Origin of the sequence: Amaricoccus macauensis (genome assembly GCF_014201905.1) — a bacterium.
Lineage (GTDB): Bacteria > Pseudomonadota > Alphaproteobacteria > Rhodobacterales > Rhodobacteraceae > Amaricoccus > Amaricoccus macauensis.
The window spans coordinates 257,500-281,110 of the sequence record NZ_JACHFM010000002.1 but is presented as its reverse complement, the minus strand read 5'-3'; the positions used below and the strand labels follow the sequence as shown (position 1 = coordinate 281,110).

General features: G+C 69.1%; 22 protein-coding genes. 18 read left to right on the top strand and 4 right to left on the bottom strand.

From position 1 onward, the window contains the following. Positions 1-5 precede the first annotated feature (5 nt). From HNP73_RS08860 to HNP73_RS08845, 4 genes are read left to right on the top strand one after another with little or no spacing between them, the layout of a single operon-like run. A complete protein-coding gene (locus tag HNP73_RS08860) occupies positions 6-872 on the top strand; it encodes an ABC transporter permease (RefSeq protein WP_184148315.1) in 867 nt (288 codons plus the stop codon). Positions 873-899: 27 nt separating this feature from the next. Beyond that, the gene (locus HNP73_RS08855; RefSeq protein WP_184148314.1) at positions 900-1,649 is read left to right on the top strand and encodes a glycerophosphodiester phosphodiesterase family protein; all 750 of its coding nucleotides are present in this window, start codon (positions 900-902) and stop codon (positions 1,647-1,649) included. Next, entirely contained in the window at positions 1,646-2,230 is a 585-nt protein-coding gene (locus HNP73_RS08850) for an HAD hydrolase-like protein (RefSeq protein ID WP_184148313.1), read from the top strand. Before HNP73_RS08855 ends, HNP73_RS08850 begins: the two co-directional genes overlap by 4 nt. After that, a complete protein-coding gene (locus HNP73_RS08845; RefSeq protein ID WP_484477029.1) occupies positions 2,161-2,328 on the top strand; it encodes an HAD hydrolase-like protein in 168 nt (55 codons plus the stop codon). Before HNP73_RS08850 ends, HNP73_RS08845 begins: the two co-directional genes overlap by 70 nt. Before the next feature lie 17 nt (positions 2,329-2,345). On the opposite strand, the gene HNP73_RS08840 is transcribed toward HNP73_RS08845, so the two are convergent. Together HNP73_RS08840 and HNP73_RS08835 are read right to left on the bottom strand one after the other, a co-directional pair. Next, positions 2,346-3,485, bottom strand: a complete 1,140-nt coding sequence (locus tag HNP73_RS08840; RefSeq protein ID WP_343063237.1) for a Gfo/Idh/MocA family protein — start codon at positions 3,483-3,485, stop codon at positions 2,346-2,348. Positions 3,486-3,500: 15 nt separating this feature from the next. Then, positions 3,501-4,529 (bottom strand): LacI family DNA-binding transcriptional regulator, encoded by a 1,029-nt coding sequence (locus HNP73_RS08835; RefSeq protein ID WP_221288419.1) that lies wholly within the window; start codon positions 4,527-4,529, stop codon positions 3,501-3,503. 173 nt (positions 4,530-4,702) lie between these two features. On the opposite strand from HNP73_RS08835, the gene HNP73_RS08830 reads away from it, so the two are divergent. From HNP73_RS08830 to HNP73_RS08810, 5 genes are all read left to right on the top strand, one after another. After that, positions 4,703-5,494 (top strand): SDR family NAD(P)-dependent oxidoreductase, encoded by a 792-nt coding sequence (locus tag HNP73_RS08830; RefSeq protein ID WP_184148310.1) that lies wholly within the window; start codon positions 4,703-4,705, stop codon positions 5,492-5,494. 163 nt (positions 5,495-5,657) lie between these two features. Then, positions 5,658-6,752, top strand: coding sequence for a sugar ABC transporter substrate-binding protein (locus tag HNP73_RS08825; RefSeq protein ID WP_184148309.1), 1,095 nt, complete (start codon positions 5,658-5,660; stop codon positions 6,750-6,752). 75 nt (positions 6,753-6,827) lie between these two features. Beyond that, positions 6,828-7,826: an ABC transporter permease subunit gene (locus HNP73_RS08820; protein WP_221288417.1), complete on the top strand. Its 999-nt coding sequence runs from the start codon at positions 6,828-6,830 to the stop codon at positions 7,824-7,826. Beyond that, positions 7,823-9,340 carry a sugar ABC transporter ATP-binding protein gene (locus tag HNP73_RS08815; RefSeq protein WP_184148308.1) on the top strand — a complete coding sequence of 506 codons (1,518 nt, stop codon included), beginning with the start codon at positions 7,823-7,825 and terminating at the stop codon, positions 9,338-9,340. Before HNP73_RS08820 ends, HNP73_RS08815 begins: the two co-directional genes overlap by 4 nt. A gap of 3 nt (positions 9,341-9,343) precedes the next feature. Beyond that, positions 9,344-10,303, top strand: a complete 960-nt coding sequence (locus HNP73_RS08810; RefSeq protein ID WP_184148307.1) for an ABC transporter permease — start codon at positions 9,344-9,346, stop codon at positions 10,301-10,303. 5 nt (positions 10,304-10,308) lie between these two features. Here the strand turns inward: HNP73_RS08810 and HNP73_RS08805 are convergent, their stop codons facing one another. Next, entirely contained in the window at positions 10,309-11,580 is a 1,272-nt protein-coding gene (locus HNP73_RS08805; RefSeq protein WP_184148306.1) for a D-arabinono-1,4-lactone oxidase, read from the bottom strand. A gap of 20 nt (positions 11,581-11,600) precedes the next feature. Continuing rightward, positions 11,601-12,368: an SDR family oxidoreductase gene (locus HNP73_RS08800; RefSeq protein WP_184148305.1), complete on the bottom strand. Its 768-nt coding sequence runs from the start codon at positions 12,366-12,368 to the stop codon at positions 11,601-11,603. A 284-nt stretch (positions 12,369-12,652) separates the two neighbouring features. Between HNP73_RS08800 and nanR the strand changes: the two genes are divergently transcribed. The 9 genes from nanR (at position 12,653) to HNP73_RS08755 (ending at position 23,488) form a co-directional block, all read left to right on the top strand. After that, on the top strand, positions 12,653-13,351 hold the full coding sequence (nanR, locus tag HNP73_RS08795; protein WP_184148304.1) for a transcriptional regulator NanR: 699 nt from the start codon (positions 12,653-12,655) through the stop codon (positions 13,349-13,351). A gap of 61 nt (positions 13,352-13,412) precedes the next feature. Next, positions 13,413-15,107, top strand: a complete 1,695-nt coding sequence (locus tag HNP73_RS08790) for a D-apionate lactonase family protein (protein ID WP_184148303.1) — start codon at positions 13,413-13,415, stop codon at positions 15,105-15,107. Then, entirely contained in the window at positions 15,104-16,147 is a 1,044-nt protein-coding gene (locus HNP73_RS08785) for a Gfo/Idh/MocA family protein (RefSeq protein ID WP_184148302.1), read from the top strand. Before HNP73_RS08790 ends, HNP73_RS08785 begins: the two co-directional genes overlap by 4 nt. Then, positions 16,144-17,388, top strand: coding sequence for a ribulose-bisphosphate carboxylase large subunit family protein (locus tag HNP73_RS08780; RefSeq protein WP_184148301.1), 1,245 nt, complete (start codon positions 16,144-16,146; stop codon positions 17,386-17,388). The genes HNP73_RS08785 and HNP73_RS08780 overlap by 4 nt, the downstream gene beginning before the upstream one ends. Positions 17,389-17,629: 241 nt before the next feature. Beyond that, a complete protein-coding gene (locus HNP73_RS08775; RefSeq protein WP_184148300.1) occupies positions 17,630-18,937 on the top strand; it encodes a four-carbon acid sugar kinase family protein in 1,308 nt (435 codons plus the stop codon). Beyond that, positions 18,934-19,785 (top strand): phosphogluconate dehydrogenase C-terminal domain-containing protein, encoded by an 852-nt coding sequence (locus tag HNP73_RS08770; RefSeq protein WP_184148299.1) that lies wholly within the window; start codon positions 18,934-18,936, stop codon positions 19,783-19,785. The genes HNP73_RS08775 and HNP73_RS08770 overlap by 4 nt, the downstream gene beginning before the upstream one ends. A gap of 31 nt (positions 19,786-19,816) precedes the next feature. Further along, positions 19,817-20,821: a sugar ABC transporter substrate-binding protein gene (locus tag HNP73_RS08765; protein WP_246399693.1), complete on the top strand. Its 1,005-nt coding sequence runs from the start codon at positions 19,817-19,819 to the stop codon at positions 20,819-20,821. A 1-nt stretch (position 20,822) separates the two neighbouring features. Beyond that, entirely contained in the window at positions 20,823-21,995 is a 1,173-nt protein-coding gene (locus tag HNP73_RS08760) for an ABC transporter permease (RefSeq protein WP_184148298.1), read from the top strand. Beyond that, entirely contained in the window at positions 21,992-23,488 is a 1,497-nt protein-coding gene (locus HNP73_RS08755; protein ID WP_184148297.1) for a sugar ABC transporter ATP-binding protein, read from the top strand. Before HNP73_RS08760 ends, HNP73_RS08755 begins: the two co-directional genes overlap by 4 nt. The last annotated feature ends 123 nt before the right edge of the window (positions 23,489-23,611 follow it).

Here is a 23,611-nt window from a genome sequence, read left to right as displayed (position 1 = left end):
AGACCATGGATCAGAACTACACTCCGCCCGGACGCATTTCCCGCTTCTTCGAGAAGTGGCCGCTGCTTGTCCTTTTCGCGCTGGGATGGCCCGCGCTCATGCTGGCGGTCTCGGCGCTCGCGGACGTGCTCACGCCCTACGCCATCAACGCCACCGACCTGCGCAACCGCCTGCACTCGCCCATGGGCTTCGGCGGCAGCGTGCTGCATCCGTTCGGCACCGACGAACTCGGGCGGGACGTGATGACGCGGCTCATCTTCTCCATCCGCATGAGCGTGGCGATCGCCTTCGTGGCGGCGATCATCTCGGCAGTCATCGGCACCGCCGTCGGCCTCATCGCCGCCCACTTCCGTGGCGTGGTGGAGGACATGATGATGGCTCTCGCCGACGTCGGCTCGTCGCTCCCCTTCATGATCATCGCGCTCGCGGTACTGGCGATCTTTGGCAGCAACCTGTTCCTGCTCGTCTGTCTCATGGGACTGAGCGGCTGGGAGCGCTACGCCCGCCTGACGCGCGGCCTGACGATCTCGGCCAAGGAACAGGGATATGCCCGAGCGGTGCGCCAGCTTGGCGCCTCGCCGGCGCGGGTCTATCTCGTGCACATCCTGCCGAACATCGGCGGGACACTCCTCGTCACCATGACGCTGACCTTCCCCGAGGTCATCCTGCTGGAAACCGGCCTGTCGTTCCTCGGCCTCGGCGTGCAGCCCCCGGCCAGCAGCCTCGGCAACATGATCGGCTTCGGGCGCCAGTACCTCCACACAGCGCCGTGGATCCTGCTCGCGCCGAGCGCGGTCGTGGTCCTGACCACCCCTTCCATCTCGACCGTCGGCGACTGGCTGCGCGACCGCATGGACCCGACCCTTCACTGATCCCCCCAAGAGACCGGAGAAACGACAATGGTCAGCATCATCGGCCACCGCGGCGGGCTTGGCCTCTGGCCCGAGAACACCATCGCGGGGTTCCTGAAGGCCGCAGCCCTCGGCGTCGATTTCGTCGAACTCGACGTGCATCTGTCGAGCGACGGCGAAGTCATCGTGATCCATGTTCCGACGCTCGATCGCACGACGCTTGGCACCGGCACGGTGGTCGGCAAGACGGCCGAAGAGCTCACCCGCGTGCCGATCCGCGATGCCGGCGGCGAATGCCTCGCGACGCTCGACACGGTCCTCGCCACGCTCGCGCCCGGCGCCGTCCGCGTGCTGATCGAGCTCAAGACCGACCCGCTCTCCACCCCCTACCCCGACCTTGAGGCGAAGGTGATCGACCTCGTGGAAAAGCACGGGATGGATCGGCGCGTGCGCTATCTCTGTTTTGTGCCAGAAGTTGTCGAGCGCGTGCGCGAACTCCGGCCCGAGGCGAGCGTCGCCACCCCGTTCCAGCGTCCGACGCTGCAGATGCTCGGCGGGCTCAGGAACGGCATCCGGCGCTTTCAGGAGATCCCCGGCTGCATCATCAACGTGGAGCGGCCGGTCCTCGAACACTGCTATGACCTCCGTCTGGAACTGATCGGCCCCGACCGGCTCGGCGTCGGCAAGGTCCACACGACCGAGGATCTGCGCATCTGGCTGCCCCGGCCACTGACGCAGCTCGCCACCGACTTCCCCGACCGCGCCGTCGCCGTGCGGCGGGAACTGGAGCTGGCATGAGCCCGCCGCGCGAGCCGCTGCTCGTTCTCTTCGACCTCGACGGCACCTTCGCCGCCACGGCACCCGACATCGTCAACGCCATCAACCTGCTGTTGGCAGAATCGGGTGTACCCCCCATGGCGGCCGAGGACGCGGCAACCCACGTCGGCAGTGGCGCCGGGGCCGAAACCCTGATCGGCGGCGCCTTTGCACGCGCCGGACGGCCGCTCTCGCCGGAGGAATCCCGGCCCCTGCTGGTGCGCTATTTCGAAATCTACCTGAAGAATCTCTGCGTGCAGAGCACGCTCTATGAGGGGTGCACCGATGCGCTTGACTACCTCATCGCCCGGGGTCACCGGCTCGCGGTCTGCACCAACAAGCCGACCCGGCATACCCGTGCACTTCTCGAGCGGCTGGAAGTGGCCGACAGGTTCGCGGCCATCTGCGGCCGTGACCTCTTCGAGGCGCACAAGCCCGATCCCGCCACGTCGACGGGACGATCGAGCGCGCTGGCGGGCGCGACCGCCGCGCAATCCTCGTCGGTGATTCCGAGACTGACGTGGCGGCCGCCCGCAATGCCGGCATCCCGGTCGTGCTGGTAAGCTTCGGCTATGGCGCCGGGAGGGCTGCGGCGCTCTCGCCCGAGGCGACGATTGACCACTTCCGCGACCTGCCGGCGCTGCTCGAAAGCTTCCCCTGACCGCCACGGCACAACCCTCAGGAGAGAAGACCGCGCGCCTCCTCCTCTGCCAGGAGCGGCGGGCGGATGACACCGCCCTGCACAGGGACGGCCGCGCCGCTCCCGGCGGCCGTCATGATGGCCTCCATCACCTCGAGGACGTGCAGCGCCAGATCACCGGACGCCCGTGGCGCGCGGCCCTCATGCAGTCCCTGCACGAGATCGGCGGCACCGAGCATCCGATAATTGGCCCGGTCCGGTGCATCGAAAGGCCAGTTCGGCGCACCGAAGAGCTCTAGCGCGCAGTCATGCTCGCGCCACTCCGCACCGTTGAACGACAGCGCGACCATGCCGCCGAAGGTGTCCGGGTCGGGAAGGCGGAGCGAGCCCTCGGTCCCGTGCAGCTCGGCGGGCGGCAGCGAGTGGCGATGGACGTCCCATGAGGTTCCGAAACTCACCACCGGACCGCTGGCGAACTCGAGCAACGAGAGGATCGTCGTCGGCGTGCCTACCGGAAACGCCGTGCCCTCGAACGGTCCCGGGGCGGTGATCAGCCGTTCGTCCTGTCCGCGCGTCGCGTACGCCTGCACCCGCGCCACCGGGCCCAGCAGGTTGACGAGCATCGTCAGGTAGTAGGGCCCCATGTCGAATAGCGGACCGCCGCCCGGCTGGTAATAGAACTGCGGGTTCGGGTGCCAGTGCTCCATGCCACGCCCGAACATGAACGCCGTCCCTGTGACCAGCCGTCCGATCGCTCCCGCGTCAATGAGCCGCCGCGCCTGCCGGCCGGCGGCGCCGAGAAAGGTGTCCGGCGCCGAGCCAAGCGCCAACCCGCGCGCACGCGCCGCAGCGACCAGCCGCCGCCCGTCTGCGGCCGTGGTGGCAAGCGGCTTCTCCGTGAAGACGTGCTTTCCGGCCGAGAGTGCGGCTTCGGTTACCGCCACATGCGCCGACGGGATGGTAAGGTTCAGGACGAGGTCCACCTCGCTGTCGGCGAGCAGCGCATCCACGCTCATCGCCCGCACGCCATGTTCTGCCGCTCGTCGCGCCGCCGCCTCAAGGGAAAGATCGGCGCAGGCGACGAGGCGCACGCCGCGAAAGAGTGCCGCGTTGCGCATGTAGGTCATCGAGATGTTGCCGGCGCCGATTACACCGATGCCGACGGCGGGAGAGGTCACGGGATAGGGCTCCTGTCAGTTTTCCGGGGCAGTGCTCGGGGTTGCGGGCTCTCGCCGTGTCGAGCCCCTTTCCACCAGCCTCGGAGGGAGGCTGATCGCGATCTCGCCGGCCGGGCGCTGCATCGCGGTCGTGGCTGTCACGATCTCGACCGCCCGCCGCACCATTGATGCCGCATCCTGCTCGAAGGTCGTCAGGTCATAGGCTCCCCACGCCGCCGCCGCGATGCCGTCGAAACCCGCGATCATCACGTCCTGTGGGATCCGGGCGCCTCGCGCGCGGAGGGCGTCGATTGCGCCCATCGCCGTCAGGTCGTTGGCACAGAAGATCGCATCCGGCAGCCCCCCGGCCCCAAGCGTGCGAAGCGCGCCGGCCGCACCCTCGTAGTGGAAGTCGCCGGTCGCCACCTGCGGTGCGGGGTACCCGCCGTCGCGCAGGCGATCGCGGTAGCCTGCGAGCCGGTCCTCGCTGGCTGGCGAGTCGAGCGGCCCGGTGATGAAGCCGAACGCGCGCGCGCCCCGGGCGACGAAGTGCTCGGCAATCGTGGCGCCTGCCTCACGGTTGGCGCAGGACACCGTCGAGACCCATTCGTTCCTGACCGCCGAATTGAAGGCCACCACCGGGATTCGCAGGCGGGCGAGCGCCGCCGCGGCCTCCACCGAAAGCACCGCGAGGGCACTGACGATCGCATCCACCCGGTAGCTCGCGAGTTTCGGAATTGCCTCATCGAGAGAATAGCCGCTGTTGACGTGGACCAGCAGGACCTGATTGCCGACCGCTTGCAGCCGCCGGGCGAACTCCTCGAGCACCTGCGCATAGAACGGATTGTAGAGCCCGCCAACCACCACCGCGACGAGGTAGGAGCGATGCTCGCGCATGATCTGGGGAATGAGGCTCGGACGGTAGCCGAGTTTCTCCGCCGCCTCGAATACCTTGCGGCGGGTTTCCTCCGATATGCTCGCGCCCGGACGATAGGCGCGCGAGACCGCCGACTGGGATACCCCGGCCAGTCGCGCAACGTCGGTCGATGACGCGTATCTTGGCAAGCCGCTCCCCGAATTCATGCCGCGGGCACCGCTGGCGCGCTGAAATGCGAACCATCTTGACCGATGACAGGCCGCGTGCATAGCATGTTGCATAGCTAGTCACGCGATGCGTGGACGGCGCCCCCGAAGACGCGCCTGTGAACGCGCGCGAGGGGACGAGGGGGGAAAATACGATGGACCTGGGGCTCCGTGACAAGGTCGCGGTCATCACCGGTGGCAGCATCGGTATCGGGCTCGCCGTCGCCGAAGGTCTCGCGGCAGAGAGGGCGGGGGTCGTCCTCGCGGCACGCGATGCCGCACGCGTCGAAGGAGAAGCCGCGCGCATCGCCGACAGGTTCGGGGTCAAGACGCTTGGGGTCTCCTGCGACGTCGCGACGGCCGACGGCTGCGCGGCGCTGGTCAAGGCGGTCGCCGATCGCTTCGGCGGCGCGGACATCCTCATCAACAACGCCGGCACCGGCTCGAACGAGACGGTGATGGATGCGCCCGACGACAAGTGGCAGGCGTACTGGGACCTCCACGTCATGGCCGCCGTGCGCCTCGCCCGCGGCTTCGCGCCGCAGATGAAGACGCGGGGCGGCGGGGTTATCCTGCACAATGCCTCTATCTGCGCCGTGCAGCCGCTCTGGTACGAGCCGATCTACAACACCACCAAATCCGCGCTGATGATGTTCTCGAAGTGCCTCGCCACCGAGCTCGTCGGCGACAACATCCGCGTCAACTGCATCAACCCCGGCCTGATCCTCACGCCGGACTGGAAAAAGACCGCGACCCAGCTCACCGCAGAGACCGGTGGCGACTGGCAGGGGTATCTCCAGTCCGTCGCCGACGAGCACGCCCCGATCCGTCGTTTCGCCACGCCGGAGGAACTCGCGCACTTCTTCGTCTTCCTCTGCTCCGACAAGGCGACCTACAGCATCGGCTCCACCTACTTCGTCGACGGAGGCATGCTGAAGACGATCTGATCCCAGGCGAGGTTGCTCCGTGGCGACGAGCGGAACCGAACCGCCCGCGCGTCCCATATCGACCGAGTGACCCGCGCCCTCGACCCGCCTGACCTGACGTCCTGACCCCACTGAGAAACGAAACGGCGGTGTGAACGCCGCCAAGTTAGGGAGAGAGACTGCAATGGCGAACCACGTGTCGAGAGGCGGCGGCCTTGTCCACCGCCGCACGCTGCTGAAGGGAGCCGCGGCCCTGGGCGCGGCCGGCGCGTTGCCCGCGATCATCGCCCGCCGTGGCAATGCCGCCGAGGTGCCGACGCTGGTGAACTCGATCCGATCGCTCTCGAACCCCTACCACGCCACATGGAACAAGGGCGGTGAGGCCTTCGCGAAGTCGGTCGGCGCCGAGTACGTGACGCTTGTCACAGAGGGCAATTCCGAGAAGGGCATCGCCGACATCAAGGCGATCCTGGCCAAGACCGGCGGCAACTGCGTGGTCAACGTCGATCCGAACGACAGCCCCGACGCGCGGCCGATCGTCGAGGCCTGTCAGGCGGCTGGCGCCTCCGTGCTCACCCAGTGGAACAAGCCCGAAGACCTCCACCCGTGGGACCATGACCCGAACTATGTGGCGCATATCTCGTTCTCGGGCGTGCCCTACGGCAAGCAGATGGCCGAGACGCTCATCAAGGCCATGGGCGGCAAGGGCGGCATTGTGGCGCTCGGCGGCATCGAGTCGAACGTGCCCGCGATCGAGCGCAAGGCGGGCCTCATGCAGGCGCTCGAGGCCAACCCGGACGTGAAGCTCCTCGATTTCCAGGTGGCGAACTGGTCGGCGACCGAAGGCCTCGAGAAGACCAACGCCTGGCTCACCCAGTACGGCGACGAGATCGGCGGCATCTGGGCGGCGAACGACGACATGGCACTCGCGGCGGTCGAGGCGCTGCGCGCTGATGGCCGCGCCGGCAAGGTGCCCGTCACCGGCGTCGACGGCATCCAGCTCGCGATCGAGGCAATCCTTGCGGGCGAGATGGCCGGCACCGTCTCGTGGGACCCTTACTGGCAGGGCGGCATGGGGCTCGCAATCGGCTATCAGGCCAGGACCGGCGGCTTCGACCCGGCCAAGGAGCCGAAGGAGCACCGCGAGTTCTACGGCACCGGCGTCGCCGTCACGTCCGAGAATGCCCAATCCTTCTATGACGCGAACATCAAGGCCGAGCCGCAACTCGACTGGAAGGACATCTGGGGCCGGGTCAGCGGCCAGATCCAGTACGGCTGATCGCGGTCGCGAAGACGGCGCCTGCCCCGAACCGCGGGGCAGGCATGGCATCCTCCCCGCGAAGGACCATCCAGAGTGTCGGCAGCCTCCCCCCTCGACGCCCCCGACGCCCCGCCGAAGCGGACCCGCCGCCTTCGTCTCGCGGCCTGGGCACCGGTGATCGTCCTCATGGTGCTTTGCGCCATCATCGCGGTCGTCAATCCGAACTTCCTGACCTTCGGCAACTTCGTCCGCATCACCCAGACCGCAGCGATCCCGCTGGTGCTCGGGATCGGCGCGACCTTCATCATCCTGATGGGCTCGATCGACCTCTCGGTGGAGGGCATCCTCACCTGCTCGGCGGTCGTCCTGTCGATGCTGGTGCTGAACGGCGCCAACAGCAACGATCTCGGCATTCTCGGCGCCCTGATCGTGCTCGCGATCGGCGGCCTCATCGGCCTCGTGAACGGGCTCATTCACGTGCGCCTGCGCATCCCATCCTTCATGACGACACTCGGCACGTGGTTCATCGGCGTGGGCGTCGCCAACGCGCTCCTCGGCGGCATGGCGATCCGCATCACCGACCCGGTGATCCGCGGCCTTGCCGTCGAACGCTTCCTCGGCTTTCCGTGGGGGGTCTGGATCGCGGCGCTGGCGCTGATCGTCGCCGTCGTCATCCAGAACCACACCCGCTTCGGGCGCTATCTCTTCGCGATCGGCGGCGGCGAGGACCTGGCGGTGCTCTCCGGCATCCCCGTCGCGCGTGTCCGCATCACCGCCTTCGCGCTTGCCGGTGTCTTTTACGCGCTCGGCGGCATCCTCGTCGCGGCACAGCTCGGGCTCGGCAATGCCCAGATCGGCACCGGCCGGCTCTTCACCACCGTCACCGCCGTCGTCGTTGGCGGCACCTCGCTCATGGGCGGCGAGGGCGGCGTCCTGCGCACGCTCGTGGGTGTTCTCATCGTCGTCGTCCTCTCCAACGGCATGGTGCTGATGGGCGTACCGTCGAGCGTCCAGATCGGCGTGCAGGGCCTGATGATCATCGCGGCCGTCGCCTCGTCCATCGACCGCAGCAAGCTCCGGGTGGTGAAATGAGCGCCCCCGACGCGGTCCTCGCCCTCGTCGATGTGACCAAGACCTTCCCCGGCGTGAAGGCGCTGAAGGGCGTCTCGATCGACGTCCGCCCCGGCGAGATCGTCGGCCTCGTCGGCGAGAACGGCGCCGGCAAGTCGACCCTGATGAAGATCCTCTCGGGCGTCTACCAGCCGGACGGCGGCCAGATCGTCGTCGGCGACAAGCCCGTCCGGCTGACGAGCGCGGCCGAGGCGAATGCGCTGGGCATCGCCATGGTCTTTCAGGAACAGTCGCTGCTCACGAACCTCACTGTCGGCGAAAACGTCTACCTCGGCAACGAGGCGCAGTTCACCCGTTTCGGTATCGTTGACTGGCGCCGTCTCTACGCAGCTGCCGCACGCCAGCTCGCCAAGGTCGCGCTCGACGTCGATCCGCGCAACCGCGCGGAAGACCTCGACTTCGCCTCGCGGCAGATGGTCGAGATCGCCAAGGCCCTGACCCTCGAAGAAGTCGCCGGCCACCTTGTCATCCTCCTCGACGAGCCGACCTCGGTGCTCGAGCGCGCCGAGATCGACGTGCTCTTCTCCCGCGTCCGTGCTCTGAAGGACCGCGCGTCCTTCATCTTCGTCTCTCACCGCCTCGACGAGGTGCTCGAACTCTCGGACCGCGTCTACGTCATGAAGGACGGCGCCGTCGTCGCCGAGATGCCCGCCGCGGAGGCCGACATCCCGAAGCTCCATCAGGCGATGGTCGGACGCAGCCTCCAGGCCGAGTACTACCGCGAGTCCCTCCAGCGGCCGCCGGGAACCGAGATCCGCCTGGAAGCACGCGGCCTTGGCCTCACGGGCGCTTACCGCGACATCGACTTCACCCTGCGTGCCGGTGAAATCCTTGGCATCGCCGGCGTCATCGGCTCGGGCCGCGAGGAATTGACCCGGACGCTCGCGGGCTTCGCGCCGCACGATGCCGGCACCCTCACCGTCAACGGCAGCCCGGTGCGCTTCGCGAACCCCGCGCAGGCGGTCGACAGCGGCGTCGGCTATATCCCCCGCGAGCGCCGCGTCGAAGGTCTCGTGCTTTTCCTGCCGGTCTCGGCCAACATCACCCTGCCCGATCTCGGACGCCTCTCGCGCTGGGGTCTCATCGATGGCGCCGAGGAAAAGCGCATCGCCCGCGACTGGGTGACGCGCCTCAAGGTGCGCACGCCAGGGATTGACGCGCTCTGCCTCAACCTCTCGGGCGGCAACCAGCAGAAAGTCGTGCTCGCCAAGTGGCTGAACGCGAAGGCGCGGATCCTGATCCTCGACCATCCGACACGCGGCCTCGACGTCGGTGCCAAGGAAGAGGTCTATGAGCTCGTCCGCACGGTATCGGCCGAGGGCGTCGCGGTGCTCCTCACCTCCGACACCTTGGAGGAGACCATCGGCCTCAGCCACACGGTCCTCGTCATGCGCGACGGAACCATCACCCACCGGACCGACGCGAGCCCCGGCCACAAGCCGGCGCAGGTCGATCTCATTCCGCACATGGTATAGACGATGGCATCCTTCCTGCGGCACATCGCCTCCGACCGGGTGCGGCAATGGCTGCCGCTCGCGACCCTCATTCTCCTCATCGTCATCGTCGGCACCCTCGAGCCGGTGTTTCTCCAGCCCGCGACGCTGCTCGATCTCGCGGGCGACACGGCGGTCCTCTTCATTCTCGCGTCCGGCGTCACCTTCGTGATCATGCTCGGTGGCATCGACCTCTCGCTCCAGTCGATGGCTTCGCTCTCGAGCGTCATCGTGGCGCTCACCCTGCCACGCCTCGGTTACGCCGCCTTCCCCGCCGCGATCGCCGCTGGTGCGCTCGCCGGCCTGCTCGCGGGCCTTGCCCACACGCGGCTGCGTATCCCCTCGTTCATCGCCACCCTCGCCATGGGGGGAGTGCTGGCCTCGACCGCGCTTGTCAGCTCCGGCGAGCGCTCGATCACCCTTGGCGCCGACGATCGCGGATATCTCGGATGGATCACCGGGACGCTCGCCGGGATCCCGAACGTGGTGATCATCGGCCTCGTCGTGCTCGTGGTCGCGCACATCCTGCAGGCGCACACCCGCTTCGGCCGCTACAGCGCCGCCATCGGCGCCGGCGAGCCCGCGACATATGCGTCCGGCGTGAAGGTCAACCGCCAGAAGGTCATCGCGTTTGTGCTCTCGGGTGGCTTCGCGGCCCTCGCCGGCATCATCCTGACCGGCCGCCTCGCCAGCGGCTCGCCGACCCTCGCGGCGGAAATGCTGCTGCCGGCGATCGCCGCCGTCGTCGTCGGCGGCACCGCAATCACCGGCGGCGTCGGGAGCATCTGGCGCACCCTCGTCGGCGCGCTCATCATCTCGGTCGTGCGCATCGGCATGACGTTTCTCGGCGTCAACATCTTCGCCCAGAACATCGTCTTCGGTGCCGTCCTCGTCCTCGCCGTCGCGATCACCATCGACCGCTCGAAGATCCCCATCGTCAAGTAGCGGAACTACCCGAAGAGCGCCCGCAGGTGATCGTTGAGATAGACGCCTTCGGGATCGAACTCACGCCGGAGCGCGCGGAAGTCGTCGGCCCGGGGATAGATCGCGGTGACGTCGTCGCCGGTCAGGAAATGCATCTTGCCCCAGTGCGGCCGCGCGCCATAGCCGCGCAGGATCCGGTCGACCGCGCGGAGGTAGTCCCAGTAGTCCTTGCCCGGCTCGCCCGAGACCGAGACCGTGACGCTGTCCTGCCGGTGAAACGGGCTCATCCAGGCCTCGTCACCGGCGGTGAAGCGGTACTCGATCGGGTAGATCGCCTCGGGGAACTCCTCGATCATCAGGCGGCGGACGTCGCTGACCGCCGCCTTGCCGTGCTCCACGGGCACCGCGTATTCGAGTTCGTGGAAGTTCGGGATGTACTCGATCGGGTAGACGTCGGAGCTGTACGCGACCTTCTCGAACTCGGCGGTGAAAGGCTCGTCTTCGGTGATGTCCATCACCTTCATCTCACAGACGTCGGTCGTGCGGCCCGAGCTTGACGTCGCACTGGTGTCGGGCAGGCAGTAGCAGTGGCGGCTCTGCTCGGTCATGCACCAGAAGAAGCTGAAGTGCCGGTGCTTCGCGGCAAGCTCGTCGTGCATCTCCATCGCCGTCTCGAAGTCCTCGCGCCATATCTTCTCGCGCAGGCGGTAGCTGTCGGTGACCTGAAGCGTCATCTCCGAGATGACGCCGAGGGTGCCAAGCGAGACGCGGGCGGCGAGCAGCAGATCGGGCGTCGTCTCGTCGACCACCACGATCTCCCCGTCCGGGCGTATCAACTTCATCCCGACGATGGCATCCGCGAGCACCGGCAGCGTCGCGCCGGTGCCGTGGGTGCCGGTGGTGAGCGCACCGGCGATCGCCTGACTGTCGATGTCGCCCTGATTGACCATCGAGAGCCCTTCGGCCTTCAGCACCTTGACGAGTTCGTTGATCGTCGTCCCCGCCGAGGCGGTGACCCGGCGCTTCTCGCGGTCGACGTGGCGCACGCCCCGCATGTTGGCGAGCGTCAGGTGCAGCCCGTTCGTGAGCGCGACCGGCGTGAAGGAATGCCCCGAGCCCGCGACCCGGACATTCAATCCCCGCGCCGTCGCATCCCGCACCATGGTGCAGAGCTCGTCCTCGCTCGACGGCGCGCCACGCGCCGCCCGGACGCAGGACTGGTTCCCGACCCAGTTGCGCCAGAACGGGCTCTCGACCCCGAAGTCGTTGACGTGCATGCCGTGCGACGCGGTCGCCATCGTCGTCTCCCTTGCCCGGTTCAGATCGCGGTAAAGCCGTTGTCGGCGAACAGATGCGCGCCGTTGACGAAGCTCGCCTCATCGCTGGCGAGGAAGAGTGCCGCCGCCGCGACCTCCTCGGGCAGGCAGAGCCGCCCCTGCGCCGCCTCGATCGCCGCCTGCGAGACATCGACGCCGTAGCGTGACAGGACCTCGATCTCGCGCTTGCCGTGGTTCGTTGCGATGAAGCCCGGACAGACCGCGTTGCTGCGGATGCCGCGATCGCGGAACTCGACGGCGATGGCGCGCGCGAACATGTGGCAGGCGCCCTTGCTGGTGCAGTAGAGCACCTCCATCGGCGTCGCGACCACACCCGAGATCGACGAGGTGCATACAATGCTGCCGCCACCGACCGCGAGCATTCCCGGCAGCACCGCGCGGGTCATCAGGAACATGCCCTTGACGTTGATCGCCATCACCCGGTCCCACTCGGCTTCCCCGACCTCGAGGAACGGACCCGCCGCCAGCACGCCTGCGTGATTGAAGAGCACGGTGATCGGCCCGAAAGCCTCCGAGACCGTGGCGACCGCCGCCTCGACCGCCGCCGCCGCCGAGACATCCGCGGGCGCAAAGACGACCCGGTAGCCCTCCGCCGCAAGCTCCGCTGCCGCCGCCTCGCCCCGGGAGTCCGGCAAATCCACCATGCCGACGCTCGCCCCTTCCCGGGCGAAAAGCCGGGCGGCCGCGAAGCCGCAGCCGTTGGCCGCACCGGTCACCACCGCCACCTTGCCTTCGAGACGCCCTGCCACGGTCCTGCTTCCTCCTGCTTGTCCCGGTGCCGGCCGTGCCGGGACCCGGGATCGGTGGTCGATCGGGGTCGGAGCGCGCGTTCGCCGACCGGGACGCTCCCTCAGTGTTGGCCGACAAGGGCGGCAGGTTTCAACCAATTCCGTGCGGGCGACGGCTCGTCGGCACGATCTCAAGGTTTCCCCCGCCTGATCAATGACCCGGCAAACGCCCGCCACCCCGCTCGCGCCTTGCACCAGATGCCCGGATTCTGTCAGAACTGGTATGATCTCATGGGAGCCACCGCGTGCGCCAGAAGCTTTCGGACAAGATCCGCCACGAGCTGCTCGAGGTGATCGACAACGGCACGCTCGGCCCCGGAGAGCTGCTGCCCTCCGAGCGCGAGCTGATGGAGCGTTTCGGCGTCGGCCGGCCGGCGATCCGCGAGGCAATGCAATCGCTCGAGACCATCGGCCTCATCGAGATCCGCCACGGCGGCCGCGCCCGTGTCGCCGAGCCATCAATCGGGCGTATGGTCGATCAGGTGAGCGCCACCATGAAGCACCTGCTCGCGAATTCCCCCGCCAGCCTCGAGAATCTCAAGGAGGCCCGCGCGGCGCTGGAGCGCGAAATGGCACGCATCGCCGCCCGCAAGCACAGTTCCGCCGATCTGGGGAGACTTCGCGAGCTTCTCGACGACCAGGCGGACGCCATCAGCGAGCCCGCCCGTTTCCGCAGTCTCGATGGCCGGTTCCACCGCGAGATCGCGTCGATCGCCGGCAATCCGATCTTCACCGCGCTGATCGACGCGCTTTTCCTCTGGCTCGCGGATTTCCACGTCGATCTCGTCTCGGTGCCCGGCCTCGAGGCGCTGACGCTCGCGGAGCACCATCAGATCCTCGACGCCATCGCCAGCCGCGATGCCGAAGCCGCCGCCACGGCCATGGCCGACCACCTGCTGCGCGCCAATGACCTCTACCGCCAGTCGCATCTGCCGCGCGGCTGACCGCCCGCATCGTTGTGCGGATCGCCAAACTGGTATAATGAGTCGTCCCAAGAGGGATGAGATGCCACCAGCCGCCGAGCCCCTGCCCCGCGACCCCGCCCCGGCCGCAATCGAGCGCCTCGGCCGCTGCACCCTCGACCTGAGCGACGGGGCGCTCCGCCTCTCGTTCGACGGCGTCGAGGTCATCCGCCAGATCGGCTGCCCGATCCGCGACGCCGACTGGCGCACCGTCCCGGTCATCGAGACCACGTCCGAGCGCCATCGCACCGGCAACACCCTGCGCCTCGACCGCCGCTTCCAGACCGTGGACGGCACGATCGACGGCCGCCTCTCCGTCGTCGCCTCCACCGCCGGGCTCACGGCCAAGCTCACGGCCGAGCTCACGCTCACCGCCCGCCGGGACGTGAGGGTCAACCGCGCCGGCTTCGTCCTCCTCCATCCGATCGCAGGCGTTGCCGGCACGGCGCTCACCGTCCGCCACAGCGACGGCAGCATGGAGACGACCCGCTTCCCCGACCTGATCTCCCCCGGCCAGCCGGTCTTCGACATCGCGGGCCTGCGTCACTGCGTCGCGGGCGTGGACGTCACGATCACCATGGAGGGGGAGACCTTCGAGATGGAGGACCAGCGCAACTGGACCGACGCCTCGTTCAAGACCTACTGCCGCCCGCTCGCCCGCCCACGTCCGTACACGCTCGCCGCCGGTGACATCGTGCGCCAGTGCCTGCGCATCGATGTCTCAGGCGCGGCGGACCGACCGCCTGCCAGTGTCAGCATGGCAACCGAAGCCCGCATCCCGGCGATCCTCCTCGCCCACGATGCGGCGCTCGCCGACCATCCCGGGCCGGTGGATCTCGCGAGCCTCGGTGTCTCGGGGCTCCTCCTCCGCGTCGATGCCGCCGCACCTGAGCTTTCCCGGCCGATCGACGCGCCGGTCACGCTCGAGATCGTCGCCGACCACGCTGGGCAGATCACGTCCCTTGCCTCGCGCTGCGCCGCCGAAGGCCTTCGCCCGCGCCGCGTCATCGCGCTGCCCCGCAGCTATCTCGCCAGCCATCAGCCGGAAGGCCCGTGGCCCACCCCGACCCCGGCGGACTTCATCTCGGCGGCGCGCGCCGCCTTCCCCGGCGCCGGGATCGGCGGCGGCGCCCTCACGAACTTCACCGAGTTCAACCGCTGCCCGCCCGACCCGGCCGCGATCGACTTCGCGAGCTTCGGCACCACGGCCATCGTCCACGCCGCCGACGACCGCGCGGTCCGCGAGAGCCTCGAAGCCCTAGCCGCCGTCTTCGCCAGCGCCGAGGCGCTTGCCCGCGACCGGCCGCTGCACCTCGGCCTCGTCGCCATCGCCATGCGCTCCAACCCCTACGGCAGCGCCGTCGCCGAGAACCCCGACCATCTGAGGCTTCCCATGGCGAGCGACGACCCGCGCCAACGAACCCGCTTCGCCGCCGCATGGACGATCGGTGCCGTCGCCGAAGCCGCCCGCGCCGGGGTCGCGAGCCTCGCCCCGGCCATGACCTCCGGCCCGATCGCCCTCGGCAGCAGCGACGCCGCGTGGCCGATCCGCGATGCCGTCGCCGCGCTTGCCGCACTCTCGGGGAAACGCGTGCGCATCGAGGGCGCCCCCGGTGGCCTCATCGTCCTCACAGCGCCGGGCCGGACGATCGCTGCCAACCTCGGCGACGCACCGGCCTCGGTCGCCGGCCACGACCTCGCCCCCATGGACCTCGCCATCTTCGGAGATCCCGCATGACCTGGCGCGGTGCCCTCATCGGCTGCGGGTTCTTCGCCCGCAACCACATGCACGGCTGGCAGGACGCGGAAGGCGCCGACATCGTTGCGGTCTGCGACATCGATCGCGGCAGGGCCGAAACCTTCGCCCGCGACTTCGGCGCCACGCCGTTCACCGATGCTCAGGAGATGCTCACCGCCATCCGCCCGGATTTCGTTGATGTCGCGACCACCGTCGAAACCCACCGGCCGCTGGTCGAACTGGCCCTTGCCAGTGGCGCGCTCACGATCTGCCAGAAGCCCTTCGCCGCCAGCTGGCCCGACGCCCTCGCCATGGTCGAAGCGGCGGATCGCGCCGGCCGCCCCCTCCTCGTGCACGAGAACTTCCGCTGGCAGCACGCCTTCCGCCTTGTGCGCGCCGAGATCGAAGCGGGTGCGATCGGCAGGCCGAGCTTCGCCCGGCTTTCCTTCCGCCACGGCTTCGACGTCTATGCCAACCAACCCTATCTCGCCGAGGTCGAGGACTTCGGCCTGATGGACATGGGCCTGCACCTCTTCGATCTCGCCCGCTTCCTCATGGGCGACGTCGCAAGCGTCGCCTGCCACACCCAGCGGCTCAATCCGCGCATCCGGGGCGAGGACGCCTTCACCGCGCTCCTCGGCCATACGGACGGCGGCGTCTCCGGCATCGACTGCAGCTTCTTCGCGAAGACGACCCCCGACCCCTTCCCCGAGACCATCGCCCGCATCGACGGCCCGGAGGGCACGATCGAGGTCGGCGTCGGCTGCCGCATCCGCGTCCACACGCGGGACGGCGTCCGCGAGATCGACGGCGACCCGCCCGTGCCAGCCTGGGGCACGCGGCCCTGGCACTTCGTGCAGGACTCCGTCGCCGCCTTCGAGGCCCACGTTGTCGATGTGCTCGACGGCCGCGCCGAGCCGCAACCCTCCGGACGCCACAACCTCGAGACGCTCGCGATCACGCTCGCCTGCTATCGCTCCGCTGCCCGGCGCGAGACCGTCGATCTCGCCGGCTTCATCGCTGCGGGGTGCCCGAGATGAGCCGCATCGAAGCCGACTACTGGATCGAGACCGCCTGGCCGCTCGCCGAAGCCGCCGGGGCGATGGCAGGCGAGCAGTCCTCCGGCACCTTCGTCCCGATCCCCGGCGAAACCCCCGAGCTCAAGGAGCGCTCCGCCGCCCGCGTCACCGCCATCGAGGACCTCGGGCCGGTCCCCGGCCCGTCGCTGCCCGGCGCTGGCCGGCCCGACGCGCCCCACCACCAGGCCCGCGTGACACTCTCCTGGCCCCTCGACAACATCGGCCCGTCCCTGCCGAACCTCGTCGCGGCCGTCGCGGGCAACCTCTTCGAGCTGAAGCAGTTTTCCGGCCTGCGCCTGCTCGACCTGCGCCTCCCCGAGGCATTCGCCGCCGCAAACCCCGGCCCGAAGTTCGGAGTTCCCGGCACCCGCCGCCTCGCCGGAGTCGAGGGTCGGCCGCTGATCGGCACCATCGTCAAGCCCTCGGTCGGCCTCGACCCGGAAGCGACCGCCACCCTCGTCGGCGAGCTCGCCCGCGCCGGGCTCGACTTCGTCAAGGACGATGAGCTTCAGGGCAACGGCCCCTCCTGCCCCTTCGACGCGCGCGCCCGTGCCGTCATGCGCGAGATCGACCGCGCCGCCGATCGCACCGGCCGGAAGCTGATGTTCGCCTTCAACGTCACCGGCGAGATCGACGAGATGCGGCGCAACCACGACCTCGTGCTCGCGCTCGGCGGCACCTGCGTGATGGCGAACCTGACCGGCGTCGGCCTCTCGGGCTTCCTCGCCCTCGCCCGGCACTCCGAGCTGCCGATCCACGCCCACCGCAACGGCTGGGGCGCACTCACCCGCTGCCCGTCCCTCGGCTTCGACTATGTCGCCTGGGCAAAGCTCTGGCGCCTGGCGGGGGCGGACCACATGCACGTCAACGGCCTCAGGAACAAGTTCTGCGAGCCCGACGACAGCGTCATCCGCTCGGCCCGCTCGATGCTCGAGCCGATGTTCGCCTCGAAACCCTGCACGGTGATGCCGGTCTTCTCCTCCGGCCAGACCGCGGCCCAGGTCTGGGACACCTGTGCCGCCCTCGGCTCCCCCGACCTCATCCACGCCGCCGGAGGCGGCATCATGGCGCACCCCGGGGGACCGGCAGCGGGCGTCACCGCGCTCCGCGACGCATGGGACGCCGCCCTCGCCGGCGAGACCGCCGCGGAGCGTGCCGCCCGCTCGCCCGAACTCGCCGCCGCACTCGGAAAATTCGCATGAGGGCTCGTCGGGCTTCATACGGCCTTGAAACCTGGAGAGCAGTCGTTTTTCCGCCAACGGGCGGAAAAACCAGCAAAGCAGACCTCGCGCGCACCAGCGCGCACAGCTTCGCGGCAATGCCCGCGTCCCGCACTCGCCTCTCGCGCACCGCAACGAACGAGGGCACCGGCGGCGGCACGCCGCCCCGGTCGAGCGGGGGCTCGATGCCCCCCGAGACCGGCATCCGGCCGGAGGCGGGAACGTGACCCCGCTGCCAACCGCGACGCCCGTCCTCGCCTTCTACGGCGACGACTTCACCGGTTCCGGCGCGGTCCTGGAGGTCCTGAGCTTCGCCGGACTGCCAACCGTGCTCTTCCTCGCCCCGCCCACTCCCGCCGACCTCGCCCGCTTTCCCGAAGCGCGTGCCATCGGCCTCGCGGGGGACGCCCGCACCTGGTCCCCCGACCGGATGCGCACTGAACTCCCGGCGATCTGCGCAAGCCTCCGCGCGCTCGGCGCACCGATCCTGCACTACAAGCTCTGCTCCACCCTCGACAGCGCGCCCGGGATCGGATCGATCGGCACCGCGGCCGAGGTCGCGCTCGCCCCCGGCGCTCTCGCACCCCTCGTCGTCGCCGCGCCGGAGATCGGTCGCTGGCAGGCGTTCGGCACGCTCTTTGCCCGTGCCGGCGACGGCGGCATCCACCGCCTCGACCGCCATCCCACCATGTCGGTCCACCCGGTCACGGCGATGGACGAGGCCGATGTCCTACGCCACATCGCCCGCCAGACCTCGCTTCCCCTCGCGCTCGCGGACCTCAACGACCTGAAGTCCGGCCGTGGCCTCCACCGCCTGACGGAAGCACAGCGGACCGGCGGCATCCTCGCCATCGACGTCGTCGATGCGGAAACCCTTGCCGCCGCCGGGGACATCCTCTGGCAGGCGCAAGGCTTCGTCCTCGGCTCGCAGGGCGTCGAGTATGCCCTCGTCGCCGCATGGCGCCGGGCCGGCCTCCTCCCCCCGGCACCAACGCCCGAGCGGCTTGCCCCGACCGGGCGCATCGCCGTCGTCTCGGGCTCCTGCTCGCCCACCACCGCCGCGCAGATCGACGCGGCCGAGGCGGCAGGCTTCGCGGTCATCGACCTCTGCCCGGGCGAACCCGACTGGGACGCCGCGACCCGCGCCGCCCTCACAGCCCTCGCGGACGGCCGCTCGCCCCTCGTCGCCACCTCGCGCGGCCAGAACGACACGGGCGCCGACCCCGGCCTCGGCGCCGGCCTCGGCCGGCTGCTCGACCGGCTGATCCGCGAGACCGGCATCACCCGCAGCGTCATCGCCGGCGGCGACACGTCGAGCGCCGCCGCGCGCGCCCTCGGGCTCACCGCCCTCACCGCCGAGACCCCGATCGCCCCCGGGGCGCCCCTCCTGCGCGGCCACCGCGCGGAGGGACCAGGCATCGAGCTGGTGATGAAAGGTGGCCAGATGGGACCGACCGACTTCTTCGTTCACGTCAGGGACGGACTGCCACCGACGGCCGGAGCGGCCGGCCGCATGAGGAGGAATGCATGACGAGGATCGCGCTGCTTGGCGCCGGCGGAAAGATGGGCGTCCGCCTCGCCACCAACCTGCAGAAGGGACGCTTCGACATCGCCCCGGTCGAAGTCGCCGAAGCCGGCCGCGCACGCCTCAAGGCCGCCACCGGCCTCGACTGCATGGAGGAAGGTCAGGCGATCTCCCGCGCCGACGTCGTCCTTCTCGCCGTCCCCGACCGGGCGATCGGCGAGGTTGCCCACAAGATCGTCCCGAAGCTCGATCCCGGCACCGCCGTCATCGTCCTCGACGCCGCCGCGCCCCATGCCGGCGAGATGCCGGAGCGCGCGGACGTCACCTACTTCGTCACGCACCCCTGCCACCCGCCGCTCTTCAACGACGAGACCGATCCGGAGGCGAAGGCCGACCACTTCGGCGGGATCCGCGCGAAGCAGCACATCGTCTGCGCGCTGATGCAGGGCCCGGAAGAGCACTACGCCCTCTGCGAAGAGGTCGCGCGCGCGATCTACGCACCGGTCATGCGCGCCCACCGCTGCACCGTCGAGCAGATCGCGATCCTCGAACCCGCGCTCTCCGAGACCGTCGGCGCCACCATGGCACTCGCCCTCCGCGAGGCGGCCGACGAGGCCGTCCGCCGCGGCGTTCCCGAACAGGCGGCCCACGACTTCCTTCTCGGCCACCTCAACATCGAGCTTGCCATCGCCTTCGGCCTCTTCCCCGAGGGAAAATTCTCCGATGGCGCACTCCATGCCATCGCCCAGGCCCGCCCGCTCATCTTCCGGGAGGACTGGCTCGAACGTGTCTTCGCGCCCGAGAGCGTCCTTAAGTCCGTCAAGGATATCTGCCACCCCGACCAAACTGCCTGAAGGCCAACACACCCAGCAAGGGAGACCCGCCATGACCCGACTGCAGGCCCTCGCCGCCGGCACCATCCTTGCCGGCGCCGCGATGACCGCCGGCTCCGCTTCGGCCGCCACCATCTGCTTCGCGTTTCAGGACCTCGAGACCGAGTTCTGGGTGGCGGGCCATGGCGCCATCACGAAAACCCTGAAAGACGCCGGACACACCGTCATCGAGCGCAACGCCAACGAGGATGCCAACCGCCAGCTCGAACAGGTTCGCGACTGCATCGCGCAGGGCGTCGACGGCATCATCCTGATCCCGCAGGACGGCGAGAGCGCCACGACGATCGTCGCGGAAGCGCAGGACGCCGACACCCCGATCGCCGTCTTCAACCGTCCGCCGAGCGATCTTTCCAAGGGCATCGTCGTCGTCGCCGACAATGCGACGATCGCGGGACAGGCGGTCGACTCCATCGTCGAGAAGGCGATCGCCGCGAAGCCCGAGGGCAAACTCAACGCCATCATCGTGGTGGGCGATCTCGGCGACCCGAACGCCGTCGGCCGCAAGAACGGCTTCTATGCGGCGATCAACAAGCACGCCGACCGCTTCGACGTGACCGAGGTCGCCTCGCAGTGGGACGCGGCCACCGCGCTCGCAAACCTCGAGGCCGCGGTGACGGCGAACCCGAAGGTGGACCTGCTCTTCACCTCGTCGGACTTCCTCTTCCCGACCATCCGCTCGGTCTTCGAACCGCGCGGCCTCTGGAAGAAGACCGGCGAGGAGGGCCACGTCTGGATGGCCGGCCTCGACGGCGACGCCACCGCCTGCCAGCTCGTCAAGGACGGCTTTGTCGATGCGACGGGCGTTCAGGATCTCTACTTCGAGGCCGAGAAGTCGCTCGAGGCGATCCTCGCGGCGATCGACGCCGGCGAGGCCCAACCGAACGAGGTGATCGAGGATCCGGGCTTCGCGCTCACCACCGACAACCTCGGCACCCGCGAGAAGGACATGTGGGGCTGCGTGCTGCTCTCCCAGGGCTTCCTCAAGAACAAGTCCTGAGATGAGCGAGCTTCCCCCGGCCGGGATCACACCCCGGCCGGACATCCGCGCCCCCGCCGCCCGCCCGGCGGGAGCCGACCTCGGCCAGCGCGTCCGCGCGCTGCTGCTCTCGGACTATTTCGTCCTCTACCTCTCGCTCGCCTATTTTCTGGCTCTGGTGCCGTTCCTTCCGACGCTCTCGACGCCCGGCAACATCGTCAACCTCATGTCGAACATGTGGCCGCTGCTCGTCGTCGCGGTCGGGCAGACCTTCGTGCTGACAATCGCCGGGATCGATCTCAGCCAGGGCGCCGTCATGGGCCTGACGAGCGTCGTCGTCGCCATGCTGATCGCCACCGCCGCCCCGGCAACGGTGCTTGCCAACGCCCCGATCTGGGGCTCGCTCCTGACCGAGCAGGGCGGCCTCCTCGCGGGCATCCCGTTCGCCTCCGCAGTCGGTATCGCCGCCATGCTCGCGGTCGCCGCCCTCGTCGGGCTCTTCAACGGCCTCGCAGTCGCACGGCTTTCGATGCCGCCCTTCATGGTCACGCTCGTCACCATGATCGCGGTCGCCGCCTTCGCCATCTGGCTCACCCAGTCGAACAACATCCGCGAGCTGCCCGAGAGCTTCATCAGCCTCGGCAAGGGCGACATCGTCTCGGTCTACCTCGGCCCGAAGCTCGAGTCGCAGCTCCCGCGCCGCGAGGTCTATTCCTTCATCACCTGGCCGATGGTGATCGCGCTCGCCGCCGCCGTCTTCGCCCACATCCTGCTCAACCGCACGGTCTTCGGCCGCTGGGTCTTCGCTGTCGGCATCAACCGCAAGGCGGCCGAAATCTCCGGCGTCCCGGTCGCGCGCGTCATCGTCACCGTCTTCGTGATCTCCGCCGTCTGCGCCGCCATCGCCTCGATCCTCTACACCGCGCGGCTCGAGACCGGCCGCCCGACGCTCGGCGGCGGCAACTTCCTCCTCGACGTCATCGGCGCCACGGTGATCGGCGGCACCTCGCTCTTCGGCGGCAAGGGCAAGGTGATCTGGACCTTCTTCGGCGTCCTCTTCTTCGTCCTGCTCTCGAACACCCTGAACCTGCTGAATCTCTCGGCCTTCCACATCGACATGGTGAAGGGCGGCGTCATCCTGATGGCAGCACTCCTCGACGTCGTGCGCACCCGGCTGATGCGGAGCGCCACATGACAGCACTCCTCGCCTTCGACGGTCTCTCGAAGGACTGGTTCGGCGTGCCGGCCGTCACCGACTTCACCCTCGGGATCGAGCCAGGGTCGTCCCTCGGCCTGATCGGCGAGAACGGCGCGGGCAAGTCGACGCTCATGAACATGGTCGGAGGCGTCGTCGCGCCCTCCTCCGGCCGCATGACGTGGCAGGGCGAGCCCTACGCCCCCGCCACGCCCGCCGACGCCGCGCGCCGCGGCATCGCCTTCATCCATCAGGAACTCAACCTCTTCACCAACCTCTCGATCGCCGAGAACATCTTCATCGACGGCTTCCCCCGGCGCTTCGGCCTGATCGACCGCGCCCGTATCGCCGCGACGGCCCGGTCCCTGCTCCAGCGGCTCGACCTCGACCACGCGCCCGACACCATCGTCGGCGAACTCGCCCCCGGCGAACGCCAGCTCGTCGAAATCGCCAAGGCCCTGCACCGGGAGGCGGACCTCATCATCTTCGATGAGCCGACAACCTCGCTCACCCCGCGCGAAACGGCACGGCTCTTCGACGTCATCGCCCGGCTCCGCGCCGAGGGCCGCACGCTCATCTACATCAGCCACATCCTCGGCGATGTCACCCGGGTCTGCGACCAGGTGGCGGTGCTGCGCGACGGCCGGCTCATCGACCACGGGCCGGTCGCCGACTTTCCCGTCCCGCGCATGATCCGCGCGATGATCGGCCGCGAACTCTCCGGCCTCTTCCCCGACCGCTCCGCCACGCCCTCGCCCACCGTCATCTTCCGCGCCGAGGGCCTCGGTCAGCCCGGGGTGATCGAGACCATCTCCTTCGAAGCGCATGCCGGCGAGATCCTCGGGCTCTTCGGGCTGATGGGCTCGGGACGGAGCGAACTCGCCCGAGCGGCCTTCGGCCTCGACCCGCTCGCATCCGGCACCCTCGCCCTCGCCGACCGCCCGCTCACCGGCCCGACCGCCGCGCGCATCGCGGCGGGCATGGCCTTCGTGACCGAGAACCGCCGCGAGGAGGGCCTGATGCTGGAAGCCCCCGTGGCCGACAACCTCAGCCTCGTCGCCGTCCGCGCGTTCGGCCGCGGCCCGCTCGCGCTTCTCGACCGCGAGGCGCACGCCGTGGCGACCGAACGCGCCCGTGCCGAACTCGGCGTGCGCGCCGGCCGCATCGCGACCCAGCCGGTCAAGGCGCTGTCGGGGGGCAACCAGCAGAAGGTGGTCATCGGCAAGTGGCTGATGGCCGACCCGCGCTTCTTCATCCTCGACGAGCCCACCCGGGGCGTCGATGTGGGTGCGAAGTACGAGATCTACACGCTCATCGACCGCCTTGCCGCCGCCGGCAGCGGCATCCTCTTCATCTCCTCCGAAGTCGAAGAACTGATCGGCATGTGCGACCGGATCCTCGTCATGAGCCGGGGCGAACTGGTCAGAGCGTTCACGCCCCCCTTCAACCGCGAGCAAATCCTCGCCAGCGCCTTCCGCGAGGCGGTGACGTGAACGGGCTTTCATACGGCCTTGAAACCTGGAGAGCAGTCGTTTTCCGCCAACGGGCGGAAAACCGGCAAGGAAACCCTGCGCGCACCTGCGCGCACAACTTCGCGGCAACGCCCGCGTCCCGCA

Excerpts from the sequence above, each read along its gene's own strand:
- HNP73_RS08855 (WP_184148314.1), top strand. The coding sequence starts at position 900 with ATGGTCAGCATCATCGGCCACCGCGGCGGGCTTGGCCTCTGGCCCGAG.
- HNP73_RS08810 (WP_184148307.1), top strand. The coding sequence starts at position 9,344 with ATGGCATCCTTCCTGCGGCACATCGCCTCCGACCGGGTGCGGCAATGG.
- HNP73_RS08830 (WP_184148310.1), top strand. The coding sequence starts at position 4,703 with ATGGACCTGGGGCTCCGTGACAAGGTCGCGGTCATCACCGGTGGCAGC.
- HNP73_RS08815 (WP_184148308.1), top strand. The coding sequence starts at position 7,823 with ATGAGCGCCCCCGACGCGGTCCTCGCCCTCGTCGATGTGACCAAGACC.
- HNP73_RS08825 (WP_184148309.1), top strand. The coding sequence starts at position 5,658 with ATGGCGAACCACGTGTCGAGAGGCGGCGGCCTTGTCCACCGCCGCACG.
- HNP73_RS08755 (WP_184148297.1), top strand. The coding sequence starts at position 21,992 with ATGACAGCACTCCTCGCCTTCGACGGTCTCTCGAAGGACTGGTTCGGC.
- HNP73_RS08860 (WP_184148315.1), top strand. The coding sequence starts at position 6 with ATGGATCAGAACTACACTCCGCCCGGACGCATTTCCCGCTTCTTCGAG.
- HNP73_RS08765 (WP_246399693.1), top strand. The coding sequence starts at position 19,817 with ATGACCCGACTGCAGGCCCTCGCCGCCGGCACCATCCTTGCCGGCGCC.
- HNP73_RS08790 (WP_184148303.1), top strand. The coding sequence starts at position 13,413 with ATGCCACCAGCCGCCGAGCCCCTGCCCCGCGACCCCGCCCCGGCCGCA.
- HNP73_RS08785 (WP_184148302.1), top strand. The coding sequence starts at position 15,104 with ATGACCTGGCGCGGTGCCCTCATCGGCTGCGGGTTCTTCGCCCGCAAC.
- HNP73_RS08850 (WP_184148313.1), top strand. The coding sequence starts at position 1,646 with ATGAGCCCGCCGCGCGAGCCGCTGCTCGTTCTCTTCGACCTCGACGGC.
- HNP73_RS08805 (WP_184148306.1), bottom strand. The coding sequence starts at position 11,580 with ATGGCGACCGCGTCGCACGGCATGCACGTCAACGACTTCGGGGTCGAG.
- HNP73_RS08760 (WP_184148298.1), top strand. The coding sequence starts at position 20,823 with ATGAGCGAGCTTCCCCCGGCCGGGATCACACCCCGGCCGGACATCCGC.
- HNP73_RS08770 (WP_184148299.1), top strand. The coding sequence starts at position 18,934 with ATGACGAGGATCGCGCTGCTTGGCGCCGGCGGAAAGATGGGCGTCCGC.
- HNP73_RS08780 (WP_184148301.1), top strand. The coding sequence starts at position 16,144 with ATGAGCCGCATCGAAGCCGACTACTGGATCGAGACCGCCTGGCCGCTC.